Annotated in this window: 21 protein-coding genes; 20 read left to right on the plus strand and 1 reads right to left on the minus strand. The window is 47.8% G+C overall.

Annotated elements, in window-relative coordinates; genetic code table 11:
* Positions 1-25 precede the first annotated feature (25 nt).
* The 3 genes from BP97_RS0111430 (at position 26) to BP97_RS35980 (ending at position 6,911) form a co-directional block, all read left to right on the plus strand.
* Positions 26-1,189 carry an exonuclease SbcCD subunit D gene (locus BP97_RS0111430; protein ID WP_028549217.1) on the plus strand — a complete coding sequence of 388 codons (1,164 nt, stop codon included), beginning with the start codon at positions 26-28 and terminating at the stop codon, positions 1,187-1,189.
* A 27-nt stretch (positions 1,190-1,216) separates the two neighbouring features.
* Complete coding sequence (locus BP97_RS0111435; RefSeq protein WP_028549218.1) at positions 1,217-4,699, plus strand: AAA family ATPase; 3,483 nt, start codon at positions 1,217-1,219, stop codon at positions 4,697-4,699.
* Positions 4,700-4,784: 85 nt separating this feature from the next.
* Positions 4,785-6,911 carry a stalk domain-containing protein gene (locus BP97_RS35980; protein WP_051620516.1) on the plus strand — a complete coding sequence of 709 codons (2,127 nt, stop codon included), beginning with the start codon at positions 4,785-4,787 and terminating at the stop codon, positions 6,909-6,911.
* On the opposite strand, the gene BP97_RS0111445 is transcribed toward BP97_RS35980, so the two are convergent.
* Entirely contained in the window at positions 6,901-8,856 is a 1,956-nt protein-coding gene (locus BP97_RS0111445) for an FAD-dependent oxidoreductase (protein ID WP_028549219.1), read from the minus strand. The genes BP97_RS35980 and BP97_RS0111445 overlap by 11 nt on opposite strands.
* Positions 8,857-9,091: 235 nt before the next feature.
* Between BP97_RS0111445 and efeO the strand changes: the two genes are divergently transcribed.
* The 17 genes from efeO to era all read left to right on the plus strand — a co-directional run bounded on the left by efeO (position 9,092) and on the right by era (position 25,086).
* Positions 9,092-9,961 carry an iron uptake system protein EfeO gene (efeO, locus tag BP97_RS0111450; protein ID WP_028549220.1) on the plus strand — a complete coding sequence of 290 codons (870 nt, stop codon included), beginning with the start codon at positions 9,092-9,094 and terminating at the stop codon, positions 9,959-9,961.
* 1 nt (position 9,962) lies between these two features.
* The gene (gene efeB, locus BP97_RS0111455) at positions 9,963-11,255 is read left to right on the plus strand and encodes an iron uptake transporter deferrochelatase/peroxidase subunit (protein WP_231506281.1); all 1,293 of its coding nucleotides are present in this window, start codon (positions 9,963-9,965) and stop codon (positions 11,253-11,255) included.
* Between the two features lie 39 nt (positions 11,256-11,294).
* Positions 11,295-13,094, plus strand: coding sequence for an FTR1 family iron permease (locus tag BP97_RS35985; protein WP_036745748.1), 1,800 nt, complete (start codon positions 11,295-11,297; stop codon positions 13,092-13,094).
* Positions 13,095-13,252: 158 nt separating this feature from the next.
* Positions 13,253-13,597, plus strand: coding sequence for a histidine triad nucleotide-binding protein (locus BP97_RS0111465; RefSeq protein ID WP_028549222.1), 345 nt, complete (start codon positions 13,253-13,255; stop codon positions 13,595-13,597).
* Between the two features lie 106 nt (positions 13,598-13,703).
* On the plus strand, positions 13,704-13,877 hold the full coding sequence (rpsU, locus tag BP97_RS0111470; protein WP_010491812.1) for a 30S ribosomal protein S21: 174 nt from the start codon (positions 13,704-13,706) through the stop codon (positions 13,875-13,877).
* 12 nt (positions 13,878-13,889) lie between these two features.
* The gene (locus tag BP97_RS0111475) at positions 13,890-14,333 is read left to right on the plus strand and encodes a GatB/YqeY domain-containing protein (protein WP_028549223.1); all 444 of its coding nucleotides are present in this window, start codon (positions 13,890-13,892) and stop codon (positions 14,331-14,333) included.
* A 148-nt stretch (positions 14,334-14,481) separates the two neighbouring features.
* Positions 14,482-15,876, plus strand: coding sequence for an NfeD family protein (locus tag BP97_RS0111480; RefSeq protein ID WP_028549224.1), 1,395 nt, complete (start codon positions 14,482-14,484; stop codon positions 15,874-15,876).
* Positions 15,877-15,974: 98 nt separating this feature from the next.
* Positions 15,975-16,964, plus strand: a complete 990-nt coding sequence (gene floA, locus BP97_RS0111485; RefSeq protein WP_028549225.1) for a flotillin-like protein FloA — start codon at positions 15,975-15,977, stop codon at positions 16,962-16,964.
* A 35-nt stretch (positions 16,965-16,999) separates the two neighbouring features.
* Entirely contained in the window at positions 17,000-17,503 is a 504-nt protein-coding gene (locus tag BP97_RS0111490) for a hypothetical protein (protein ID WP_028549226.1), read from the plus strand.
* Between the two features lie 194 nt (positions 17,504-17,697).
* Entirely contained in the window at positions 17,698-17,976 is a 279-nt protein-coding gene (gene yqfC, locus BP97_RS0111495) for a sporulation protein YqfC (protein WP_028549227.1), read from the plus strand.
* A gap of 14 nt (positions 17,977-17,990) precedes the next feature.
* The gene (gene yqfD / locus BP97_RS0111500; protein WP_028549228.1) at positions 17,991-19,172 is read left to right on the plus strand and encodes a sporulation protein YqfD; all 1,182 of its coding nucleotides are present in this window, start codon (positions 17,991-17,993) and stop codon (positions 19,170-19,172) included.
* 31 nt (positions 19,173-19,203) lie between these two features.
* Complete coding sequence (locus BP97_RS0111505) at positions 19,204-20,166, plus strand: PhoH family protein (RefSeq protein ID WP_442952362.1); 963 nt, start codon at positions 19,204-19,206, stop codon at positions 20,164-20,166.
* A 50-nt stretch (positions 20,167-20,216) separates the two neighbouring features.
* Positions 20,217-22,469, plus strand: coding sequence for an HD family phosphohydrolase (locus tag BP97_RS0111510; protein WP_028549230.1), 2,253 nt, complete (start codon positions 20,217-20,219; stop codon positions 22,467-22,469).
* 4 nt (positions 22,470-22,473) lie between these two features.
* Positions 22,474-23,034: an rRNA maturation RNase YbeY gene (gene ybeY / locus BP97_RS0111515; protein WP_028549231.1), complete on the plus strand. Its 561-nt coding sequence runs from the start codon at positions 22,474-22,476 to the stop codon at positions 23,032-23,034.
* Positions 23,031-23,732, plus strand: coding sequence for a diacylglycerol kinase family protein (locus tag BP97_RS0111520; protein WP_028549232.1), 702 nt, complete (start codon positions 23,031-23,033; stop codon positions 23,730-23,732). The genes ybeY and BP97_RS0111520 overlap by 4 nt, the downstream gene beginning before the upstream one ends.
* Positions 23,733-23,759: 27 nt before the next feature.
* The gene (gene cdd / locus BP97_RS0111525) at positions 23,760-24,170 is read left to right on the plus strand and encodes a cytidine deaminase (protein WP_028549233.1); all 411 of its coding nucleotides are present in this window, start codon (positions 23,760-23,762) and stop codon (positions 24,168-24,170) included.
* 4 nt (positions 24,171-24,174) lie between these two features.
* Positions 24,175-25,086, plus strand: coding sequence for a GTPase Era (era, locus tag BP97_RS0111530; protein WP_028549234.1), 912 nt, complete (start codon positions 24,175-24,177; stop codon positions 25,084-25,086).
* The last annotated feature ends 121 nt before the right edge of the window (positions 25,087-25,207 follow it).

Below are 25,207 nucleotides of genomic sequence, written 5' to 3' on the forward strand. Positions count from 1 at the left end.
ATGAGCCGGAAAGGAAGGATGTTCGATGCGAATATTGCATACCGCAGATTGGCATTTTGGTCGTCAGCTGGAGGGCAGGAACCGAATAGAGGAGCAGGAGGCGTTCGTAGAAGAGCTGCATCGACTTGTTGAAGATCAGAGCATTGATCTGGTGCTGATAGCAGGCGACGTGTACGATTCAGTCAATCCTCCGGCTGCGGCGGAGCAGCTGTTCTATGACGCATTGGCTCGATTGGCGGACAATGGGAAGAGACCTGTCGCGGTCATTGCCGGCAACCACGATCACCCGGATCGATTGGCTGCGGCAGCTCCGTTGGCACAGAAGCTGGGCGTTCGATTGGCGGGACTGCCGGTAGATCGATATGAGCTTATAGATATTAAACGGACGGGAGAACAGGCCTGCTTGTTCTCCCTGCCATATCCTTCGGAGTCGAGGCTTAAGGAATTGCTCTCTGACAACGTAGAGGAAAATATGCTTCGTGCAGCATACTCGGATAGAGTCAGATACATAGCGGAACAGCAGGCCAAGCATTATCGTCCTGATACGGTTAACCTGTTGATGAGTCATATTTATGTGCTTGGCGGAGCGGAGAGTGAATCAGAGAGACCGATACAGGTAGGCGGAGCCTATACTGTAGACACGGCTGCTCTGGCCGTAGGAGCTCAATATGTAGCTCTGGGCCATTTGCATCGACCGCAAACGATTAAAGCCCCATCCTTGATGCGCTACAGCGGCTCGCCTCTTGCCTACAGCTTCTCAGAAGCAGGCCAAGCTAAATCAGTAACGGTTCTGGATGTGCAGCCAGGTGGAGAACCGAAGCTTGAAGAGCTGTTCTTAACAAGCGGACGTCCGTTAACGCGTTGGAGGGCTGAGAACGGTTTAACCCAAGTGCATGCATGGCTTGAAGAAGGCAAAGACGAGAGGGCCTGGATCGATTTGGAAATCCATATGACAGAAGCGATGTCGATGGAGCAAATTCAAACGCTGCGTAAAGCTCGTGAAGGTATAGTCAATATCCGTCCAATTTATCCAGAAATGGAAGCGGCTGCCGCTTCAGCCGTATCGATGCGGAGCATGCCGATGGATGAACTGTTCCGCCGCTACTATGCAAGACAGACGGGCGGAGCAGAGCCGGAAGCTGAATTGGTGAAGCTGTTTATGGAGCTGTTGGAAGCTCCCCAGGGATAAGGAAAGTGGAGAAAGGGGGAATTGAGCATGAGGCCTATTTACTTGCAAATGGCTGGATTGCAAAGCTACCGTGAGCTGCAGGAGATTGATTTCACAGCGCTGTGCGATGCTGGTGTGTTCGGGATCTTTGGGCCGACGGGAAGCGGCAAATCGACGATTCTGGATGCAATGACTTTGGCGCTATTCGGTAAAGTCGAAAGAGCGGCTAATGGGACTCAGGGCATTATGAATCATGCAGAAACGACATTAACCGTATCGTTTACCTTTGAACTGGGCCACGCGTCCGGAGCGCAGCGCTACAGGGTAGACCGCCAGTTTAAACGAGGCGGTGAAGTGTCTGTCAATAATACGGTAAGCCGGCTTATTCACTATCAAGACGGTGAGACAGTCGTACTGGCGGATAAAGCAGGGGAAGTAAATACGAAGGTGCAAGATATTTTGGGCCTGTCAATGCAGGACTTCACCAGAGCGGTTGTCCTGCCGCAGGGCAAATTCGCGGAGTTTCTTGCTCTGAAAGGCAGCGAACGGAGGCAAATGCTTCAACGTCTGTTCCATCTGGAGCCTTATGGGGACCAATTGAGCGCCAAAACGGCGACCCGTTTCAAGGAAACGGATGTGTCGATCAAGGAGCTCAGTGCCGAGCAGCAAGGGCTCGGCGATGCTTCTCAGCCTGCGCTCGATGCGGCTGCGGCTGCTCTTGATGCGGCGGCGCAGGCCGCTCAGCAGCTGCGCGAGCAGCTTGCCGCTTGCGAAGCGCGCGCCGCCGAGCAGCGCCGAGTGCGCGAGCTGCAGCTGGCGCTGGCGACTGCGCGGCAGCAGCATGCGCAGCACGTCGCCCGCGCGCCGCACGTGCTCGCGCTACAGGCGCAGCTCGCACGCGCTGCGCAGGCGGAGCTCGCGCAGCCGTACGCGCGCCAGCGCGAGCAGGCGCTGGCGCGGCTCTTGCGCGAGCGCGACGCGGCCGCGGGCGCCGAGGCTGCGCAGCGGAGCGCGCAGGCAGCGCTGACGCAAGCGCAAGCGGCGTATACGGCCGCCCGCGAGGCGCTCGCAGCGCAGGAGGCGCCGCTGCTGCTGCGCCTCGATAAGCTGCAGCAGGCGCTCGCGCTCGCGGCGGAGCTATCGCAGCAGCGTGAGGCTCAGACGCTGCTTGCCGCGCAGGAAGCGAAGTCGGCCGCGTCGCTAGCCGAAGCTCGGGAGCATTTACTGCGCGAGCAGGAGCTGCGCGACAAGGCAGTGAAGCGTCAGGCCGATCTGAAGGCGGAGCTCAAGCAGATAGAGGTGCCTAGCGAGATCCGTGAGCGGATGCAGGAAGCTCTGCAGGAGAAGCGGACGATTGAGCAGTGGAGGCGTCAGCTGGAGGAGCAGCGTCTTGAGCTTAATCGTCATGAAGCTGAATTACAAGCCTTGCAGCAGGAGCAAGCATCTTTGCGGGACAAAGTAAGCCAGTGGGGGCAAGGCTTGGCCGGTTGGCTGCAAGAGGTGTCCGAGACATATGTGGCAACAAGCAGTCAGGATCAAAGGCTGACTCACATTATTGAAGCCGTTCCTAAGCTGCTGGCAGAGTACAAGGCTCAAGGCCGTGAAGCGGAATTGAGGGCAATGGCGGCAGCGTTAGCTGCTAAGCTCGAGCCCGGCGATCCTTGTCCGGTATGCGGATCCATGCATCATCCGGAGCCCTATTCGCTTCACGAGCTCGAAGCGGCAGCAGGCTCTGAAACCGACGCCGCACAGACTCGTCTGGAACAGCTGCAGCTTCAAGCAAGGCAGCAGCAGCTTGCAGCAAGTCAGCTGAAATTAAGCTTGAACGGGGTCGTCCAGCAGTGGAAGCCTGTGCTGCCACAGCTGCAAGCGAATGCGGCATTGGCGGAAGCCGCCGCAGCAATAGAAGCAATTGAAGCTTGGTCTTGGGGGCAGGAATCAGAGCAGGAAGAGGTCGCCCATAGCATTGAGGCAAGCGATCTGCCAGCAGCGGAGCAGAGGCTGCAAACATACTATCAGGAGGCTCAGAGCAGCTTACTTCAAGCGAATAAACAATATCAGCAGCTGCAAAAAAGGCTGCAGGAGCTTCTTCAGCTTAGAGGTAGCATAGATCGCTTAAATAGTGAGCTGCAATCCAAACAACATACCTTACATACGATTCTAACTGGAGTTCGGCACAAATCAGAGAGACTCCAACAAACCGTTGAGGAATTAACGGACACATGGAAACGTAAATTTACTGATATCGATTATGAGCTTGTCGAGATCGCCGCAGAGAAGCAGCGGTTGAACCAACAGTACGCTGAAGATATTCGTCAGCGATTGGATAAGAGTGTGGGCTTTATTGATGAAAAGCTATTATTGATCAGTGAAATTCAGCAGCGCATGAATGAGCTGGACCGCCAAAGCGTTCAACTCAAGACGGAATGGAAAAGCGTTCATCAGCAGGTTGAAGAGAAAGCGGCAAGACTGCTGGAATGGGCAGGTAATGAAGATGTACAAGCTCAGATTGCTGCTTCTTCCAAGCAATTGAATGGACTACGACAAACCAATGAGCAAACGAAGCTGGAGTATGAGACGGCTCAATCGGCTGGACAGCAAGCCGCACAATCGTTTGCAGCTGCACAGAAGGCGGCTCAGACCGCGGTAGAGCAGTCGGAGCAAGCTGAGGAGGAGTGGAAGCGTCAGGCAGCTTTACACAGCTTTGTATCGCCTGAAGAAGTTATGTCCTCTCTGGTTGCTGATGATGTTAAACGATCATGGTCAACGGAAGTTGAAGACTATAGCAAGCTGGAGCATCAGCTTAAGTCTCAGGAAAGTCAGCTCGCAGAGCAGCTAGGCGGACGCAGCATTACGGAGGAACAATGGGCAGCACTAGAGTTGGAACTCTCCGAGTGCAAGCGCCAGGATGAAGCTGCGCTTCAGGCTAAGGCGAAGGCAGAACGGGATTGGGAATCGCTCGAGGCCAAGCATGTGAGATGGAGCGAGCTTGAGGCACAGCGATTAGTCAAGCAAAGTGAACTCACGCTGCTAAGCAAGCTGCAGTCTGTATTGCGTGGGAATGCTTTCGTTGAATTTTTGGCGGAAGAGCAATTGATGCAGGTTAGCCGTGCGGCGTCGGAGCGTCTCGGACAGCTGACCCGGCAAAAATATGCGATCGAAGTCGATTCCTCGGGTGGGTTCATCATACGGGACGATTCCAACGGAGGGGTCAAAAGACCGGTTTCCACTTTATCCGGCGGTGAAACCTTCTTAACTTCCTTGTCGTTGGCTTTGGCATTATCCGCTCAAATTCAGTTGAAAGGACAGTACCCATTGGAATTTTTCTTCCTTGACGAAGGCTTCGGTACGCTCGATCAGGATTTGCTGGAAACCGTGATTGTAGCGTTGGAGAAACTCCACTTCGATAAGCTTACTGTCGGCGTGATCAGCCATGTGCCGGAGCTACGGGCCCGGCTTCCTCGTCGACTGGTCGTCCAGCCTGCAGAAGCGGGAGGTAAAGGAAGCAGCGTTTATTTGGAAACCTTATAGGGCGTAATTACGTAGTTACGTACAAAGAAGAATTTCGTTAGGCAACCGCAGCCGGTTTATAGGCAGCGTGAGAGGGGAGAGGAATATGGCTACTGCACCCAACATAGTATCCCGGTGTATCAAAAGCGTGCTTGCGTTAACTGTAGCTTGCGGGTTGTGGCTTGAAGCTTCCCCGGTGCAAGCTGATCCGATTTGGGATCGCTGGAAAGCTGCCGAATCGGCAGTCAATCAGGGCAATCCGAGTGAAGCTGTGCCTCATTGGGAGTTTCTAGTCGATTATTACGCCTCCATCGAAGACTGGCAGAGTGCTGCGTTGTTCTCTGGAAAGCTGGATGAATATTTTGACGGCATCCAAGATTACGACAATGCGATCCGCTACTACGAGCTGGAGAATAAATATTGGCTGCTTAATGGTAAGGATTGGGGGGCCGTTGACCTTCAACGTGCCGAACAGATTCGTACCATTCTTGATGTATATATGTCCACTCAGGATACGGAGACATTGAAGAAACAAGGAGCGCCGGCTAATGGCAAGCTGGCCAAATTCGAGCCCGAGTATGGAATGTATATCGGAATGTATTCCGAACAGGATCCCGCAATGCAAAATAATTTCACCAAATCAAAAGCTCTTTACGGAAAAAATCATGCACTGTATTTAGCTTACTCGCAGGTAGGAAATCCATTCCCGCAGCAGTACGCGGTTCGAGCCAAGGAAGCGGGTGCGGCATTGCAAATCGCTTGGGAGCCGTCCAAGGGACTGGACTCAGTACAAGATGATGCATCGCTTCGGCAATGGGCACGTGCTGCCAAAGCTTCCGGTATTCCTATTTTTCTGCGGTATGCCAGTGAGATGAACGGAAATTGGGTCGTATGGCATGGCGATCCGCAAAAATATATAGAAAAGTTTAAGCTCGTCCATGATGTCATGGCAGAGGAAGCGCCGAACGTGGCAATGGTATGGAGTCCGGGAGATGTGCCCGCTTATTCCATGGATGCCTATTACCCAGGCGATGAATACGTCGATTGGGTCGGTGTCAGCCTGTATACGGAGCCGTATGAGAATGGCGATCCTAAGCAGGCTAACATGCAGGCGACAAGTCCAATCGAACGTCTGGACTATTTGTACAAAACATATTCTGAGCGGAAGCCTTTAATGATTAGCGAAACAGCAGTTTCTCATTATGCTCATATCCCTCAGGAATCATTTACGGATTATGGACTTTTGAATCTTCACCGGTTATATGAAATTATGCCGCTTAAATATCCTCGGTTGAAGTCGATAACGTACTTCAATGTGGATTTGAAAAATCGGGAATCACAAAACAATTATTTGCTCGGTGCTAACGAGCAAATGAAAAACCTTTACAGCCGTATGATCGCTTCCCCGTTTTATTTATCCAAAGTAGAGCAGGGAGCGAAGCCGTCCGATGGGACTGGCCATGTGAAGCTGGATACTGAGCACAATGCGTTTACTGTCAAAACCAAATTAACGCCTTGGGTTAAAATTCCAGACATCTATATCGGTAAAATGGACTACGCGATCAATGGAGTAATCGTTCAATCCCAGACAAGTCCTCCATTTGGGATCGAGCTGGATGCAGGTCAAGTACCTGAGGGTTCTCAAATTAACTTAACGGTATACAATAAGAACGGAACCAAAGTGATCTCCAAGTCGTTTGACTTATCCTCCCAGGTTTCCGTCGTACTCGATGGCAAGCGGCAGGTCTATGAGCAGCCGCCCGTCATCCGGGACGGAAATACATTGACACCGTTACGAGCCATCTTTGAAGCGATGGGAGCTACCGTCACTTGGGATGAGCGCACACAAACAGCGACAGGACGTAAAGGAAATACGACCATTTCCTTGAAAATCGGCGATCGTCAGGCGTTGAAGAACGGACAGCCGGTCCAGCTGGAAGCAGCCGCCCGGTTAATTAACGGTTATACAATGGCTCCTGCGCGTTTCATCGGAGAGGCTTTCGGAGGAGAGCTCAAGTGGGATGGCACGTCGAGGACGGTTACCATTAAATCTCTTAACGGCAAGACTGCCTTTAACTCCGCCGCTGCCTCAGGGCAAGCGGAAAGTCAGGAACAGCAACAACCCGATTCTCAGGAAGAATCGGGTTGGCTTTCCAAGCTTGTTTTTACTGCAGGGCTTGTTATTCAATCTGCAATATCATTTATAGTTAATTTGGTGTCCTCTATACTCTAGCCGGTATTTTAACATCCTCGATAATCGCTTTCGCAACTAAGCGCGCGCTTGAAAATGCTCTTTCCGCCAGCTCACCTTTTCCGACACAACCATCTCCGCAGAAATAAAACGGTACATGATCCAGACGTGTAGGCAGCAGCTCGTTCGTTACGATATTTTTGACGCTGGATACCATCGCTTTTTTGGAAACACGTTTCACAGCGGTTTCATCCCGCCATCCCGGATAGTAGTGATCGAACAAATCTTCCATTTGCTTCGTTTTCTTTTCCAAATAATCTTTGCGTTCCTGTTCGTCCGCGAAGCTATCGCTCAAGTAAGCAATACCTTGCAGCAATTGTCCACCTTCAGGTACTAACGTATGGTCTGTAGCCGAAACGTCGCTGATAAACAACTTGTTGTCCATATCACTAATATAGGAGAACGGTCGTGCTACAACACGTTTAAGGCCGATATCGTATACCATAACCTCGGTAGCTGTATTATTCTCGTAAGGAGCGAGGAACGGTTCCCAAGGCGTGCCTTTAAGCAGCTTGCAGGTTTGCTGTACAGGCATTGCAAAGATAACGCGGTCGAAGCTTTCTTCACGGTTTTTTGTTTTTAGTTGGTACTTACGGTCTGTGTACTGGATAGATTCAACGCCCTCTTGAAGCGCTAATTCCCAACGTCCCGAAATTTCAATTTTTTGACGCAATTGATTCGTAATGACAGCCCAGCTTCCAAGTACATAGTTAACCGGACGGCTGGACAAGAACAGGTTATGATAATATTCGCTGATAACGGGACCCGGCACCTTGCGCGCTTCTTCAGGCGTTATAAAGAAGTTGGAGCAGACCAGATGCTCCCATAGCTCCTTAACGTCCTCGTCTGCATCGGAATGGGCCAGATAGTCACCTAATGTATCGTAGTTCTTCACATTGTGGATATGGGCGATAATGGCAGTGATTTCTCCAACGAAGCGTACCTTTTGCATCGCGTTTAACAAATCGGTCCGCATCAGATTCACGAAATCCAAGGGTGCAGGAGTCAGTTGATCATGTTTGGCATACATTACTCTGCGTTTATCCACCTGCTTGGAGCTGAAGGAAAGTCCAAGCTCGCGCTCCATCGTCGATATTTCGTGACGATCGATGCCGTAAATAGCATGAGCGCCGTAATTAAGCGTAAATCCTGCTTTTTCATAAGTAAACGCGCGGCCGCCCAATTGTGGACTTCTTTCAAAAAGTACGCCTTCCACACCATACTGCTCTGACAAATAAGCGGCTGCCGTCAAACCGGCCAATCCGCCTCCTATAACTGCAATTCTCATCTTTTTTTCCTCCTTAGCGCTATGCGCAAGCCATGCCGCATCCGGTCTGACTTGCCTCGTTTCTACCGAGATGGATGATTCTTGTTGTTCCAAACGTAGACCTGACCATACCCATGCCAGGTTGCTGCGCATTAAACCAGGTAAGTCCATTTCCTCTTGAGAGCACCACATCCACAATGTCCCTCTGTATGCGGTAATCAGCAGCTTAACTTTATTCGGCTCCGGGAGCCAGTGAAGCAGCCGATCGAACAGTAATTGAAATTGTTCGTCTTCAATTTGTTTTACCGACTCATTTTGCAAAGACAGGGCGATTAAACTGCGTACCAGTCGAGGATACGCTTGAATATTCGACGCTAAGTCTAAAAAGAGCCTGTTGATATGTCCTTCCAAGGATAGGACTTGAGATGGGGTTTTTACGGCCCACTCGCTGATCGTTTGAATTTGCTTGCGGAAAATTTCTCGCAAAATTTCATCTTTACCTTTGAAATAATGATAAAAGGTTCCTTTAGACGTGTTCGTAGCGGCGATGATGTCGTCAACTGATACTTGTTCGTAACCACGCTCCATAAACAAATGAAGGGCAACCTCAATCATATATTCTCGTTTTTTTCTCGTTGCCGATCGCATCAACCGATTCATTCCGACCCACCCCACAAGTCTTTTCGGCTTCATTATACATAATATTAGACTCGGAGTCTATAAGTGAAATAGGGTGTAAATGAATAGTTTGAACTTATATTTTGCGCAGTTGCAGTGTCCCTTTATGTACATCAAAAAAACAATTGAAAGTGGGGGAAATCTGTGCTAATTTATTTGAGAATGATTATCAGTATCTATTAAGGCTCATTTTATTTTAAGGAGATGTCTTTCTATAATGATTACCCGTAATGTCGTATCAGCAATCGTGATTTCATCAACATTAATTTTTACAGGATGCGGTGCCAATAAAGCGAGTGTGCAGCCTTCCCCGGCACCGGTAGCTAAGGATACGACCAATCAGGCCGCTCCTGCAGATAATGCCGCACTGAAGCCAGCTCTCGAGCAATACCGTAAATTTGTAATTGAGCAATGCGATTTATTCGTTAAGCAAACCGGTGATTTCGTAGCGGCAGTAAAAGCGGGAGATCTTGCGAAAAGTCAGGCGTTATATGCTCCAGCACGCATGTATTATGAAAGAATTGAGCCTATTGCTGAAGCATTAGGAGATCTTGATCCGGATATCGATGCACGTGAGGATGATGTTGATCCAAAAGAGTGGAAAGGATTCCACAAGCTTGAAAAATCATTGTGGCAGGATAAGACGACGAAGGGACAAGAAGCTGTAGCGGATGAACTGTTGAAAAACAGTAAGCTGCTTAGAGCCAAGGTAGAAACAGTAGAGATTGATGCTAATATGCTTGTTACCGGAGCGGTAGAGCTGCTGAATGAAGTTTCTGCTACGAAAGTGACGGGCGAGGAAGAACGTTATTCACATACGGATTTGTATGATTTTGCTGCGAATGTGGAAGGTGCCGGTAAAATTTTTGAAATTTTGAAACCGGAGCTTCAGAAGAAAGACACTGCGTTAGTTAAAACCATTGATGATCGTTTTAAAGAGCTCACGGGATTGCTAACTCCTTATAAAAAAGACAATGGTTATATATTGTATACCGAGCTTAAGCCAGACCAAGTGAAAAAGCTGAGTCAGTCTATCGACGCGTTGGCAGAGCCGCTTTCGAATATGGGTAAATTGTTGGGGGCGTAGCATGATGGACGATTCTACTAAGCAAGAGCATCTTTCAGATCATAAGTCGACAGTAAGCCGGAGAGATCTCCTCAAGATGGCAGGTGCGGGTGGAATCGGGCTATTGCTCGGTTCAGTTGGTGTCGGAGGCCTGCTCGTTGGAACGGGGAAAATCGCCAAGTCTGCATCCGTTCCGTCCGACAGGAGTAATCTTAGCATCCCATTTTACAACAAGTTCCAAGCAGGTATATTGACCCCGCCTCAAAACTTTATTTGTTTTGCCGCCTTCGATTTAACTACAAAGCAAGCATCGGATGTTACTAAGCTGTTTCGTGCCTGGACCGAGGCGTCAGCCAAAATGGCGGAAGGACAGATGGTAGGGCCGCAAAATGACCAACCCAGTCTCCCTCCTGAGGATACCGGAGAAGCGGTTGGATTAAATCCGAATCAACTGACGATTACATTTGGAGTAGGGCCTGCTATTTTTGATGAAAGATTCGGTTTGGCATCCAAAAGGCCAGAAGCCTTTGTGGATTTTCCTAAGTTTGCCGGAGAACGTTTACGTGAAGAATGGTGTGGCGGTGATATCGGTGTACAAGTATGCGCTGATGATATGCAGGTCGCTTTTCACGCTATTCGCAATTTGGCCCGTATTGCCCGCGGCACTGCGGTTCTGAGGTGGACACAGGAGGGATTCCAACGATCAGCGACAGCAATGAATCTCAATGAAACGCCTCGCAACCTGCTCGGCTTTAAAGACGGGACCGGAAATCCGGATGTGCAGGACAGCAAGCTTATGAACGATCTCGTTTGGGTGCAGCCTTCCGACGGTTCTTCCTGGATGCACAACGGTACTTACATGGCAGTCAGACGTATCCGTATGCGGATTGAAGCTTGGGACCGTTCGACACTTAATGACCAGGAAGCCACCTTTGGGCGATACCGAAGCAGCGGAGCACCATTAGGTCAGAAGAATGAATTCGATCCTATGCAGCTTGATGCTAAAAATGCGGACGGTAAGCCTGTTATTCGGGCTAATGCTCATATCCGGTTGGCTCACGGGGAAGACAAGGAAAAAATATTAAGGCGTTCTTATTCCTACTCAAGCGGTATCGATAAGCAAACAGGCCAGCTGGATGCGGGGTTGTTCTTCATTTGCTACAACCGGGATCCGCGAAAACAATTTATTCCGATTCAACAGCGTTTGGCTAAAAATGATGCGTTAAATGAATACATTTTTCATATGGGCAGCTCGATGTTCGCCTGTTTTCCAGGTGTAAGTCAAGGCGGTTACTTGGGAGAAGGTTTGTTTTGATCAGAAAACATGCATTTCGCTTGAGAGGAAATGAGGACAATGAAACAAAATAGAGTCTTTATAATGAAATGGGTCGAAAGTTTGATGATTGCGGCCCTTCTTTTCATGCCGTTTGCCGGTAAAGCCTGGGCAGCAGAGGTCGATCCCGCTATTGAAAAGCTGATGCCTCTTATAGGCGGTGCACTAGTGGAAGCAGGCGATAAGCATTGGGATGGGGCTGCCAAGGAGCTGGAGCTGTTCGAATCGCAATGGAAGCAGCTGCAGCTCCCTAAATCAGCGCTCTACGATAATGTGAGCTCCGCCATGGCTGAAGCGAAGCAAGCTTTGAAGGATGCATCCGCTAAGCCTGATGCTGTGTATCCCGCTGTTTCCAAGCTAGCTAAAGCTACCGGCAGTTTCGTATCCGACTTGGAAAAGGCGGCTGATAAGGGGGATGGCAAAAAAGCGGCTAAAACTTTATTGCCAATACTGCAGCAGTGCTTGAATGAGATAAATCAGAATGATTGGACCAAGGCCCAAAATACATTCAAACAGTTTACAAATCAATGGGCGAAAGCAGAAAATGCTATACGTGCGGACAACGATCAAATTTATGGTCAGATAGAAACCGAAACAACGATGGCCAGAGTGTCCGTACAAGCTGAACCTCCGCGATCCGTTGCTGCCACAGCCGGAATTAACGATTTAATTCAAACCATCAATGGTTATGTCAGTGGCTCGTTGACTGTACAATCGCCTTCATCGGGTAAGCAAACGGTGGCGGATGGGTTGGATATGCTGAAAAAGGCGGAGAATAGTGTTAGCTCTGGCAATGCCTCTGAGGCAGCTGCGCAAATGCAGAGCTTTATCACTTTATGGCCGTCTGTAGAAGGCGTCGTTCGAACTAAAGCGCCTGATCTGTATACCAAGGTAGAGAACGAAATGACGGAGGCGCTAAGTCGACTTCTTTCCAATCCGCCTCGACTGGAGGAATCCTCTGGACTTATTAAGTCGATGCAGCTGGAGCTGACTCCATTTGCAGAGCAAACAAGCTACTCGGCTTGGGACGCTGCACTTGTCCTTCTTCGGGAAGGTGTTGAAGCCTTATTGGTTCTGGCCGCTCTAGTAGCCTTTCTTCATAGAACAGGCAATTCCGCCAAGCAAAAATGGATATGGTGTGGGGCTGCGGCAGGGTTGGTAATGAGCGGTGGTTTGGCTATTCTCTTGAACTACATGATTGCTAATTTAGCCGCTGGCAGCACTCGTGAAATGTTGGAAGGCATTACAGGGCTTGTTTCCGTTGCTTTAATGCTGACAGTGAGTATCTGGCTTCATAAAAAATCGCAGGTTAATGCATGGAACCGATATATAGAAAAGCAAGTAGGCATTGCGCTTGCGAGCGGCAATCTCTGGTCATTATTTGTTGTGGCATGCTTATCGATTTTGCGTGAAGGTGCTGAAACGACGATCTTTTATATCGGGATGGCACCTTCCATTCAACCGGGACAGCTGATAGCAGGCATTGCAGGAGCAATCCTTGTCCTGGTTGTAGTTGGTTACATTATCGTCAAAGGCAGCATTCGGTTGCCTATCCGCACATTTTTCAAGGGCGCTACTGTGCTTATTTATTATTTGGTCGTTAAATTCCTTGGCGAGAGCATCCATTCGCTTCAAGTGGCAGGCAAGCTGTCCTCGCATGTACCTGGCTTTATCCCTTCATGGGGTTGGCTTGGGGTATATCCCACATGGGAGACGTCGACGCCTCAGCTTCTTGTGCTTATCTTTATAATGATTCAGGTTCTATGGTTTGGACGTAAGGGGAAGGACAATGGGAATCCTTTGGGATCGAACCCTGCTTAAAAAGGGCGAGAGGGGCTTCATCAGGCGAATCTCGAATTTTATTCAAGAAACTTCGTAATTTTCTTGAATGCGGAGTTTCTTTTTTGCCGAAAATTAGGTATAGTATATAGGTAAAAATGAAACGGTCATAGTTTAAGTAGCTGGGAGGACAACCCGTCATGGAATGTATTTTTTGTAAAATTGTTGAGGGAACCATTCCTTCCAAAAAGGTGTATGAAAATGAGCATGTGGTGGCTTTTCACGATATTCAGCCTGCTGCTCCGGTACATATCTTGATTATACCCAAGAAACACATCTCAACCATGAACGACGTTGAGCCCGGCGACTGGGGTTTGATCGGTGAAATTCATCGTGCCGCCCAAGAAATTGCCAAGCAGGAAGGTGTGGCGGATAGCGGTTATCGTCTCATTAATAACTGTGGCAAAGATGGAGGACAAGTCGTTTTTCATATTCATTATCACTTGCTTGCTGGTGAAAAACTGGGACCTCTCAATGCTAAGTAAAGAATCTTTTTCCTTAGGTTGACACCTAGTTTATGTATACCATATAATGAAATTTGATGAACGCTTTTTTCGTCTTGGACGGTCTGTTCGGAGGGAGGGAAAACTGGTGTCAGAAACTCGAGTTCGCAAAAATGAAACTATAGATGCTGCACTTCGCCGCTTTAAACGCTCCATCGCAAAAGATGGCGTACTAGCGGAGGTTAAAAAACGCAAGCATTATGAGAAGCCAAGCGTGAAACGTAAGAAGAAGTCAGAGGCTGCTCGTAAGAGAAAGTTCTAGGGGGCTTAATCGATGAGCTTAAGCGAGAAATTAAACGAAGATATGAAGCTTGCGATGAAGAGCCAGGCCAAGTTCAAACTAACCGTAATCCGTATGGTTCGTGCAGCTATCAAGAATATTGAGATAGATCAGCGTAAAACCTTAGATGACCAGGAAGTACTTGATGTTCTAAGTCGCGAGATCAAACAGCGCAAAGATTCCCTCCAAGAATTTGAAAAGGCCGGTCGCGATGATTTGGCCGAAACCGTTAAGGCAGAAATAGAAATTCTGATGGAGTACTTACCGCAACAGTTAACTGAGGAAGAAGTAAAAGCCATTGTACAGCAGACCATCCAAGAAGTGGGTGCTTCTTCTAAAGCGGATATGGGAAAAGTCATGGGTGCTTTAATGCCTAAGGTGAAAGGACGGGCTGATGGCAAAGTTGTCAATCAAGCCGTTCAACAACTATTATCATAGTATGACGAAAGACACTCCTGTTTCAGGGGTGTCTTTTCTTTTTGTCTCTTCCTTGTTGAGGAAATTTTTGCATGTTTGAATCGAATCGGCTATGCTTTACGTAAGGAATGTATATGATTTGGAAAATGGTTGAAGGAGGTCATTGCAGATGTTTAACACTAAGCCTGGTTTATGGCTGATAAAGTCAGGCTTGCTGCTTCTATTGGCGTTTCTCTTATTACTGCCGTTAGGAACCGCCTTCGCGGCTGACAGCAATCCGGCTTCTGCTGCGTCTTCCGTCCCCAAGTCTGCTCCAGTCGTTGTTATTCCGGTACATCAAACGATTGAGACGGGTCTGCAAAAATTTCTTGAGCGGGCCATGAAAGAGGCCGAAGAATCACATGCCATGTACATTGTTCTTGATATTGATACGTTAGGCGGCAGAGTGGACTCGGCTGAGGACATCGGGGAGCTAATTCGTAACAGTAAGGCACCGACCATAGCCTATGTGCATGGGAGGGCGGTCTCAGCTGGCAGCTACATTGCGTTGAATGCGACCAAGATTGTAATGGAGCCTGGGAGTACGATGGGAGCAGCTGCCGTTGTAGATTCTTCCGGAGCTGAAGTAGGAAACGTTAAGGTTATTGCTCATTGGGCAAGCCAAATGAGATCTGCAGCAGAGCTTAGAGGGCGTGATCCCCAAATTGCTGAAGCCATGGTGGACAAAAATGCAGGGGTTGAAATGAAGGCGATCAACCGCACCGTTGCTAAGGGACAGCTGGTTTCATTAACCGCTGACGAAGCGGTAAAGGTAGGCTATGCTGAGAGTATGGCTGCCGATTTGGACGCAGTTATTGGCTTTCTAGGGGCTTCCGAACATCCGGTAATACATTTGGAGCCTACGGCAGCCGAATCGTTCTCGCGCTTTTTAACGCAGCCAGGAATATCGATCTTGCTTTTGTTTATCGGAATTGCGGGTATTGCGATTGAGCTGTTCGTTCCAGGATTCGGATTGCCTGGGATTCTAGGATTGCTAGGGTTCGGTCTGTATTTCTTCGGCCATTATATTGTAGGGTTTGCGGGGGTGGAGGATATTGCACTCTTCATTATTGGTGTTGTGCTGTTGATCATTGAAATTTTTGTATCGAGCTTCGGTATTCTTGGTATTCTTGGGATTGCCTGCTTGTTCAGCAGTGTCGTTATGGCTGCCTACAATACGAAGCAAGCAGCACTCCATTTGTCTGTAGCCTTTGTACTCGCCATCATTGTCGTAGCGATTGTCGTACGGATCTTCAAACACCGGGGTGTATGGAACCGTTTTATTCTCCGGGAGGAGCTGACTAAGGAAAAAGGCTATACCCCCGCTAAGGAACGCACAGATCTGCTTGGCAAGTCCGGAACTTCCATCACGCCTCTGCGTCCAGCGGGAACGATTTATGTCGGTGATGAACGAGTTGATGTAGTCACCTCCGGGGAGTTTATACCTCTGAATAAACAAGTTGTAATCGTTCATGTGGAAGGCTCACGGATTGTTGTTAGGGAAGTCAACGATGTACTTCATTAATTGGTGAAGCGCCAGTTTATTATTGGCGTAAAAAAGTAAAAGTCAATGCTTACTAAGCCAGTTTTTACTTGCATAAAAAACTTTTAGGAGGTTCAACCATGGATTCTATCGTTTATGTATTGCTTCTGGCTGCGATTATTATCATCGCGCTATCCGTATTTTTAAGCTTTGTTCCGATTATGCTGTGGATTTCAGCGTTAGCATCGGGAGTTCGCATCGGAATTATTACCCTCGTTGCGATGCGGTTACGCCGCGTTATTCCTAGTCGTATCGTCAATCCAATGATTAAGGCGACTAAAGCGGGAATTGAACTCACTATAAATCAGTTGGAAAGTCACTTCCTGGCAGGCGGTAACGTTGACAGGGTCGTCAATGCCTTAATTGCTGCTCATCGTGCAAATATTCATCTGGAGTTTGAACGTGCAGCGGCTATCGATTTGGCTGGACGTGATGTGCTTCAAGCGGTTCAAATGAGCGTTAATCCACGTGTTATCGAAACTCCAACGGTTTCCGCCGTTGCTAAAGACGGTATCGAAGTGAAGGTTATTGCCCGTGTAACGGTACGTGCCAACATCGACCGACTTGTCGGGGGCGCAGGAGAAGAAACGATTATCGCCCGTGTAGGGGAAGGGATTGTTACGACCGTAGGTTCCTCGAATTCGCATAAGGATGTACTGGAGAACCCGGATATGATCTCCAGAACCGTACTGGGCAAAGGGCTTGACGCAGGGACTGCTTTCGAAATCTTATCCATTGATATTGCCGATGTAGATGTAGGTAAAAATATCGGTGCACATCTGCAAACGGAACAGGCTGAGGCTGACAAGCGTATTGCCCAGGCTAAAGCGGAGGAACGTCGCGCAATGGCTGTTGCTCAGGAGCAAGAGATGAAAGCGAAAGTCGTGGAAATGAAAGCCAAGGTAGTTGAATCCGAATCACAAGTCCCTTTGGCAATGGCTGAAGCGCTTCGCGGAGGTAAGTTAGGCGTTATGGAATACATGAATTTGAAAAATATAGACGCCGATACGCAAATGCGTTCCTCCTTAGGGAAAATGAATGATGGCGGTAAACATGAAGATCAGGAATAATGCTTCCTGCATGAACCGGCAAAGGAGCGTGCACAATGAAGCTTATACAACTTCTGCTTAACAACTGGGTTTTTCTAGTGATCATTTTTATCATTTTGAGCAACGTTGGGAAAATGCTTAAGTCCAGATCCTCCAATGAAACCGGTAAGCAAGCCCCTCCAAAACAAGGGATGCCTCCTTTTGCAGGTGGGGGTGGAAGCGGCTCCGGCTGGGGGAGGACGATCAAACAGACGGTGACCCAAACGAGGGACGTCATAACCCGTTCTGAACAGCCTAAGACTCAATCGAAGCCTAAGCCTCAAGAACGGACGCAGAGGGCTCAAATGGCCCTTCAAGACCTGGAAACAGAGGATGTTTGGAAGGACTCACCACTTGAGAGCAACAGGAATAAAACATCTGTGAAAGCAAACCGTCAGCAGTTGCAACAGGCAGATTCTGAGCAGTCGCGGAAGCAGCTTTCCACTAACCAATTGGCACAAGGGGTCATTTGGGCGGAAATTCTTGGCCCGCCGAGAGCCAAGAAGCCTTTTCGTAAATAAATACTCCATAATGCAAGCACCGAAACCAACATTTGTTGGTCCGGTGCTTTTTTGTATGCTTTGCAATAACTTGCAGCTCGGCTTCCTTCATAATTTGCCCGTTTCCAGCATATGGTGTAAATAGCCTGTGCTGCATGTAAGGGATAGTGTGCCGAGGGATCTTGCAAAACCAACCAACTTTGAGGGGGAATCGTATGCGCAGTCTGTCTCGCAAATTCAATCAAATTACCGCCAAGCTGCTGGACCTTCCCCAAGACGTTGTACTGGATCTACCCCGTATGACACTCATTGGCAATATGCAGCTCTATATAGAAAATCATCGTGGTGTACTCCATTTCTCCAACGAACTGATGCGTTTGGCTCTGAATAAAGGGAGCTTGGAGGTTCGCGGCAAGCAGCTCGTGATCCGAGCTATTTTATCTGAGGAAGTTTTTATTGAAGGGGTTATAGAAGACGTCAAATTTATCCCGTAAAGAGGTGTCTGACAGTGAAATCATCATTTCTCTTATCGCTGCGAGGCTATGTGCTGATTGAAGTCAGGGGGGGACGGCTCGAGAAGCTGATTAATGCCTTGACGGAAAATCGGATGTCCGTTTGGGATATCCGTATTGTGGACGAGTCACATGCGGAGCTTTACATCGTCATTAAAGACTTTTTTCGGCTTCGTCCGCTCTTGAAAGAGACAGGCTGCCGTGTGCATGTCCGTATGAGGCATGGAGTCCCTTTTTTGTTGGACAAACTGGAAAAAAGAAAGATTTTTGCGATAGGTATCATAGGATTTGTTATTGGATTATACATGCTCTCTTCAGTAGTCTGGCAAGTGAGGGTGGAAGGAAATGAGCTGATAAGCACGCAGCAGGTGCTTGAAGCGGCTAAGGATCAGGGGATATACAAGCTTCAATGGAAATATAAGCTGAAGGATGCCGACGTATTGTCTAGGGCGATGCAAGGTGAGTTACCTGGAACGGCATGGGTGGGAGTAGAGGTGCATGGAACCCATATCGTAATAAAAATAGTTGAGGCTACGGTTCCAGAGAAGCAGCCGCTGCTGAATCCTCGCCATCTGGTTGCTTCCAAGAGTGCAATGGTTAGTTACATATTAGCGGAAAAAGGCAGACCTTTGGTAAAAGCAAATACGTATGTCAAAAAAGGGGACATCCTCATATCCGGTATTTTAGGAGACGAAGTAAACCACCAGACTGTTGTGGCATCTGGGGAAGTCAAGGGCCTGGTATGGTACACGCCTAAAGTAGAGGTTCCGTTAGTTCAACAGTACAAGGTGTATACAGGTGAAGTGAAGGAGCGGTCCTATCTTGTCGTAGGCAGCCGCGCTCTTCAGCTTACAGGATACGGAAAGACGGGATTTGAGCAGTTCGAGACGATTCCGGATAGAAAAACGCTGCAGCTTGGCAAATTCGTTCTGCCCGTCGGGTGGCTGAATGAACGGGTTATGCAAGTAAATATCGCGGAAAAGGCTATGGATCCGGTAGAGGCGAAAAAGCTTGGAATGGAAGCGGCAAAGAAAGAAATTTTGGCTTCAGCCGGCAAAGATGCAAAGGTCGTCAATGAAAAAATTTTGCATGAAAAGACGGAGAATGGTAAAGTTTATATGGAAGTACATTTGGAAGTGGAAGAATCTATCACTCAAGAGCAACCTATCGTTCCATAACGCGTTCGCTTGAAGGAGAAGAGGCCTGTTGATTGACAATGCACGCATCGTGAAAGTAGTACTAAGAAATCCCGCGGAAGGGCTTGCTTTATTTGGACCGCAGGACAAGTTTCTGCAGATGATCGAGCAGCAAACCGAAGCCAGAATTCAGTCTCGTGAAGAAGAAATCGTTATTCAAGGCAGCGCGGCTGAAACGGATTCATTGCAGCAGTTATTTGAAGTGCTGTTGGAGCTTGTTCGGAATAACTACACTTTGAATGAGCGCGATATTCATTATGCTCTGGAATTGTCCAAGCAGATGAAAGTCGACCAATTGCTTGATCTGTTCAAAGGAGATATCACGACTACCCATAAAGGGAAGCCTATTCGGGTAAAAACGATTGGCCAAAAGCAGTACGTGTCCACCATCAAGCAAAAAGATATTGTGTTCGGAATTGGACCTGCAGGTACGGGGAAAACGTACTTAGCTGTCGTATTGGCAGTCTCGGCACTTAAGGAAGGCAAGGTCAAACGTATTGTGCTGACGCGGCCTGCGGTGGAGGCTGGAGAGAGCTTGGGCTTTTTGCCGGGCGATTTACAAGAAAAGGTTGACCCTTACTTACGACCATTGTATGATGCTCTTAATGACGTCTTAGGGCCTGAGCAGGTGATCAAGTCCTTGGAAAGAGGGCTTATAGAGATTGCTCCGCTCGCCTATATGCGCGGCAGAACATTAGACGATTCCTTTATTATTTTGGACGAAGCTCAGAATACGACACCCGAGCAGATGAAGATGTTTTTGACACGTCTTGGATTTGGTTCAAAGATGGTCATTACAGGTGATGTTACTCAGATTGATCTTCCGAGGGGAAAGTCGTCCGGTTTAGTGGAAGCGCACCGCATTTTAAAGCAAATTGAAGAAATCGGATTTATCGAGTTTTCCGAAGCGGATGTTGTCAGACACTCATTGGTTCAAAAAATTATTGTTGCTTACCAAGAGGATAAAGAAAAATAGCTCTCTTAAAGTGAATAACGGTAGAGCTGTGAAAGGGATGACCTTTCGAAATGAAGAACCAGGTTTCGATCCAAGGCAAGTTTCAATATAAGCTTGCTGGCTGGAAATACAGCGCCCTTGTGCGCTTTCTTCTGTTTTTAGTGCTTACTGTCATTTTTTATATGGCCTTAATGAGTAAGCTGATCCCGCAAACGTATGACATCCGTGTTGGCTCAGTGGCGGAAAAAGATATTTTAGCTCCTAGAGCTATCGAAAACGCTGTCGCAACCGAACAAGCCAAAGAGGATGCAGCCCAGCGGGTACAGCCAGTGTACCGAATCGTTGCTTTGAAGAACGAAGTTCTTATGGAAGCAATGTTCGAGAAGCTGCAGCAAATTAACGCCGATACTGAAGTTACGCTTGGCGATAAGGTGAATATTTTTAAAACAGTCATTCCGAATCTTATTGACGATCACGTTGATAAACAGATCAAGACGTACACGGACAGCGGGCAATACAACGATGTGCTGCTGCAGGAGATGCGCAAAAAAATCCGAGAGCAGCAATACCGGATTCCGGAAGAAACGTATTACAAGATGCCTCGTGTATCCAAGGAAGATTTGCTAGCTATGGAGCCGGTTGCTAAAGATATTGTTACCCGGCTGATGAACGATCAGATTATGGATGCGCAAACCGCAAGGGCAAAAGTGGCCGAACTGGTAAATACTTCAACACTGACCAAGAGCACTTCACGGGAAATGGTGCTTGAGCTTGTCAGGGCAGCAGTGACACCGAATAAATTTTTTGATCAAAAAGGCACCGATGAAGCAAAAGGTCATGCTCGTGATAACGTGAAATCGGCATTTATAAATAAAAATGAAGTTCTCGTAAAAAAAGGCGCTACGATTACCGAGGAAATTTACCAGCGGCTCAGCGGCTTGGAGATGTTGAAAGACGAATCCAGCTATTGGCCTAAGTTGGGGCTGCTGCTGTTAGTGGTTATGTTCGGCCTAGTGATCTTCATGTTCGTTAAACAAAGTACCTTAGCGGTAAGCAGTAATAACGCCCAATTGCTAATGCTCGTACTAATTTTATTTATTAACATATTAGGGATGAAGCTGTTCTCCCTTGTGCAAAATCTGGATTACCCTTATATAGGGTTTCTGGCTCCTACCGCATTGGGGGCAATGCTGATTACGATCTTATTGGATGTGAATTTAGCCTTTGTCGCGACGGTAGTGTTCAGTGTCATGGCTAGTGTCATATTTAACACGGATCATTTGCAAGCGTTCGATTTTCGTTACGGTCTGCTGACGTTTGCCGCTTCGTTCGCTGCTATTTTCTCAATCCAACGGGCGAGTCAGAGGTCTTCGATATTAAAAGCCGGTATGATAGTCTCGCTGTTAGGCTTGGCGCTTGTCGGTTCGCTGCTCCTGATCGACGACCACGAGTCAAAGAGAAGCATGCTGTTTGCACTTTCCTTCGTTATAGGAGGCGGCTTGTTGACTGCCGTATTCGTCATTGGCTTGTTGCCGTTCTTCGAGGTTGCCTTTGGCATACTGTCTCCACTCAAGCTGGTGGAGCTGTCCAATCCGAACCATCCTTTGCTGCGTAAGCTCCTTACTGAAACACCGGGAACTTACCATCATAGCATTATGGTCGGCAATCTGGCGGAAGCGGCTGCAGTATCGATTGGCGCTGACGGTCTGTTATGCAGAGTCGGAGCCTATTATCACGATATTGGGAAAACGAAGCGCCCGAATTATTTTATCGAGAATCAGAATCATATGGAAAATCCTCATGATAAAATGGATCCGGCACTCAGTAAATCCATCATTGTGGCACATGCCCGCGACGGGGTGGAGATGCTGAAGGAGCACAACATCCCTAAGCCTATCCGGGATATTGCTGAGCAGCATCACGGAACAACACTGCTGCAATATTTTTATCATAAGGCCAAAAAAATTGCGGAATCGGAGAACGATACCAAGCCTGTAGAAGAAGCGGATTTCCGCTATCCTGGACCGAACGCACAATCCAAAGAAGCTGCGATCGTAGGGATTGCCGATTCCTTGGAAGCAGCGGTTCGTTCCCTGAGAAGCCCGACCCTTGAGCAGATCGATTCTATGGTCCGCAAAATTATAAAGAACCGCCTGGATGACGGACAGTTCAACGAATGCGATCTTACGATTAAAGAACTGGATCAAGTCGCCAAAACATTGAATGAAACGCTTTTAGGCATTTTTCATTCCAGGATTGAATACCCGAATGACCTTCCGGGGCAGAATCAGAATGGAGAGCCTAAGCAAGCGAAAAGGAGCTAGACATATGAGTCTGCGATTGGAATGGAACAACGAACAAAATGAATACGATATCTCCGAGGAGCTCATTCAGAAGCTTAGTCAGCTTCTGGAGCTTGCCGGTAAATCCGAGAGCGTAACCGATGGTGAGGTTGCTCTTACGTTTGTTGATGATGCAGAAATTCAACGGTTGAACAAAGAATATCGCAATCTCGATAAACCAACGGATGTGTTGTCTTTCGCCATGCAGGAGATGGGCGAGGATGAGATCGAGATTATTTATGATGAGGAAGACTTGGGCTCTGAGAGCGATCTTGACGATGTTAGACGGATGGATGATGACGAAGAAGCTGATTCGGAAGAGGATGAGGAGTCGTTCGAGGAGCCTCTCGGCGATATTATCATCTCCGTGCCTAGAGCCATTGCTCAAAGCGAGGATTATGGACATTCCGTTGAACGGGAGCTTGGCTTTCTATTCGTTCATGGATTTCTTCATCTAATTGGCTATGATCATCAAAGTGAAGAAGAAGAGAAAGTGATGTTTGGAAAGCAAGAGAATATATTACAGCAGGCGGGTCTTGTCCGTTGAGACCGAAGGTGAAGTGGCACAGAAGCTTTCGATTTGCGTATGAAGGGGTGAAATACGCCCTTTCTACGCAACGCAATATGAAGTTTCATTTTTTCGCCGCTTTTGTAGTTCTGTTAATGGCCTTGTTTTTCCATCTACATAAGCTTGAAATCTTATTTATTTTGCTGGCCGTGACTTTAATGATTGTTACGGAGCTTATTAATACAGCAGTTGAAAAAACGGTCGATCTTGCCATGCCAGACCGTCATCCACTGGCCAAAATAGCCAAGGATGTGGCCGCAGCCTCCGTACTGGTGTCTGCGGCTTTTGCCGCTATCGTCGGGATGGTAGTCTTCTATGAACCGATAGATCACATGTTCCGCGACGTCAAGAGTACTCAGGGGCACACGTTATCGGCAGGTTGGATCTGGATCTTGCTTTGCCTGGTTATGCTAACGGTAATCGTTGTAGAGACGCGATTTTCGAGTAAAGGGAGCAGAATCCAGCCAAGCCTGCTGTCGGCTGTCGCCTTTGCCATAGCGACCTTTATTACATGCTATGTGACGGTCACTTTAATAGCGCTGCTGGCGTATTTGTTGGCTATTGTGGTAATGATGGTATTATATGATAAACGAGGACGGGGCTTTGCCTCCCTTATGCTTGGAGCTCTTATCGGCAGTTTTGTTTCTGTGCTTGCTTACTATTTGATGAATCTATAATTCACTTTAATTCAAGGGGATGATATGATGGATCGACAGGCGTTGGTCGCTTTAGCGAAGCAAGCAATGGAAAAAGCGTATGTGCCCTATTCAAAATTTCAGGTTGGAAGTGCACTTCTTGACCAGAACGGAAAGGTGCATTTGGGCTGCAATGTTGAGAATGCGGCTTACGGCCCAACGAACTGCGCAGAAAGAACAGCGCTATTTCGTGCTATTGCCGACGGGGAGGCACCTCGATCCTTTCAAGCTATAGCTGTCATAGGAGATACGCTGAGCCCCATAACACCCTGCGGTGTATGCCGCCAAGTTTTAATTGAACTATGCCCTCCCGATATGCCTGTATATATGGCTAATCTGCGCGGAGATATGGAAGAAACGACCGTTGCTGAATTGCTGCCGGGAGCCTTTACTATGAAAGATCTTAATGGAGGAACATAATCGAATGACATCAACATCCAATAAAAAAGCGTTTAAATCTGGCTTTGTCGCTATAATCGGCCGTCCAAATGTGGGGAAATCCACCTTGATGAACCAAGTGATCGGTCAAAAGATTGCCATTATGTCGGACAAGCCACAAACCACGAGAAATAAAATTCATGGTGTATATACGACCAATGATTCCCAAATTGTGTTTTTGGATACGCCGGGGATTCACAAGCCTCAATCCAAGCTGGGTGATTATATGATGAAAATTGCAGAAAGCTCTTTAAGTGAAGTCGACGCTGTTCTTTTCCTTATAGATGTAGTTGAGGGGCTTGGTGGAGGAGACCGCTTCATCATTGAAAACTTAAAAAGAATCAAAACACCGGTCATTCTTGTCATGAATAAAATCGATCAGGTTCAGCCTGAGCAGCTCCTTCCGGTTATTACGGCATATAAGGATCTTTATGATTTTGCCGAGATCGTGCCAATTTCAGCTATTAAGGGCAATAACGTCAACACTTTGTTGGAGCAGGTTACTAAATATTTACCGGAAGGACCGCAGTATTATCCTGCCGATCAAGTCACCGATCATCCGGAGCAGTTCGTATGTGCGGAGCTGATTCGAGAGAAAATTTTGCATTTGACCCGGGAAGAAATTCCTCACTCTATTGCGGTGGCTATTGAGGATATGAAAGTAGAAGCGAACGGGCTTGTTCATATTTCCGCTGTTATTTATGTGGAAAGAGACTCGCAAAAAGGCATTATTATCGGAAAAAAAGGCGCATTATTAAAAGAAGTAGGGCAAAAGGCTCGTCAGGATATTGAAGCTCTGCTCGGCTCCAAAACCTTTCTTGAGCTGTGGGTAAAAGTGAAGAAGGATTGGCGCAATCAGGAGCGGGTTCTGCGCGATTTAGGCTTCCGTAACGAGTAAGCTCCGTATGCCAGTTATTACTTGGGATACTTCCAGTCATTTCGTATCATCCTAATCTTGTCGACAAGTACTGTCCTACCTAAAGTCTTTGTTTACAAAGTCAAGGGTTCCTTGGAAAGCT

This window comes from Paenibacillus sp. UNC451MF (assembly GCF_000686845.1).
GTDB lineage: Bacteria > Bacillota > Bacilli > Paenibacillales > NBRC-103111 > Paenibacillus_S.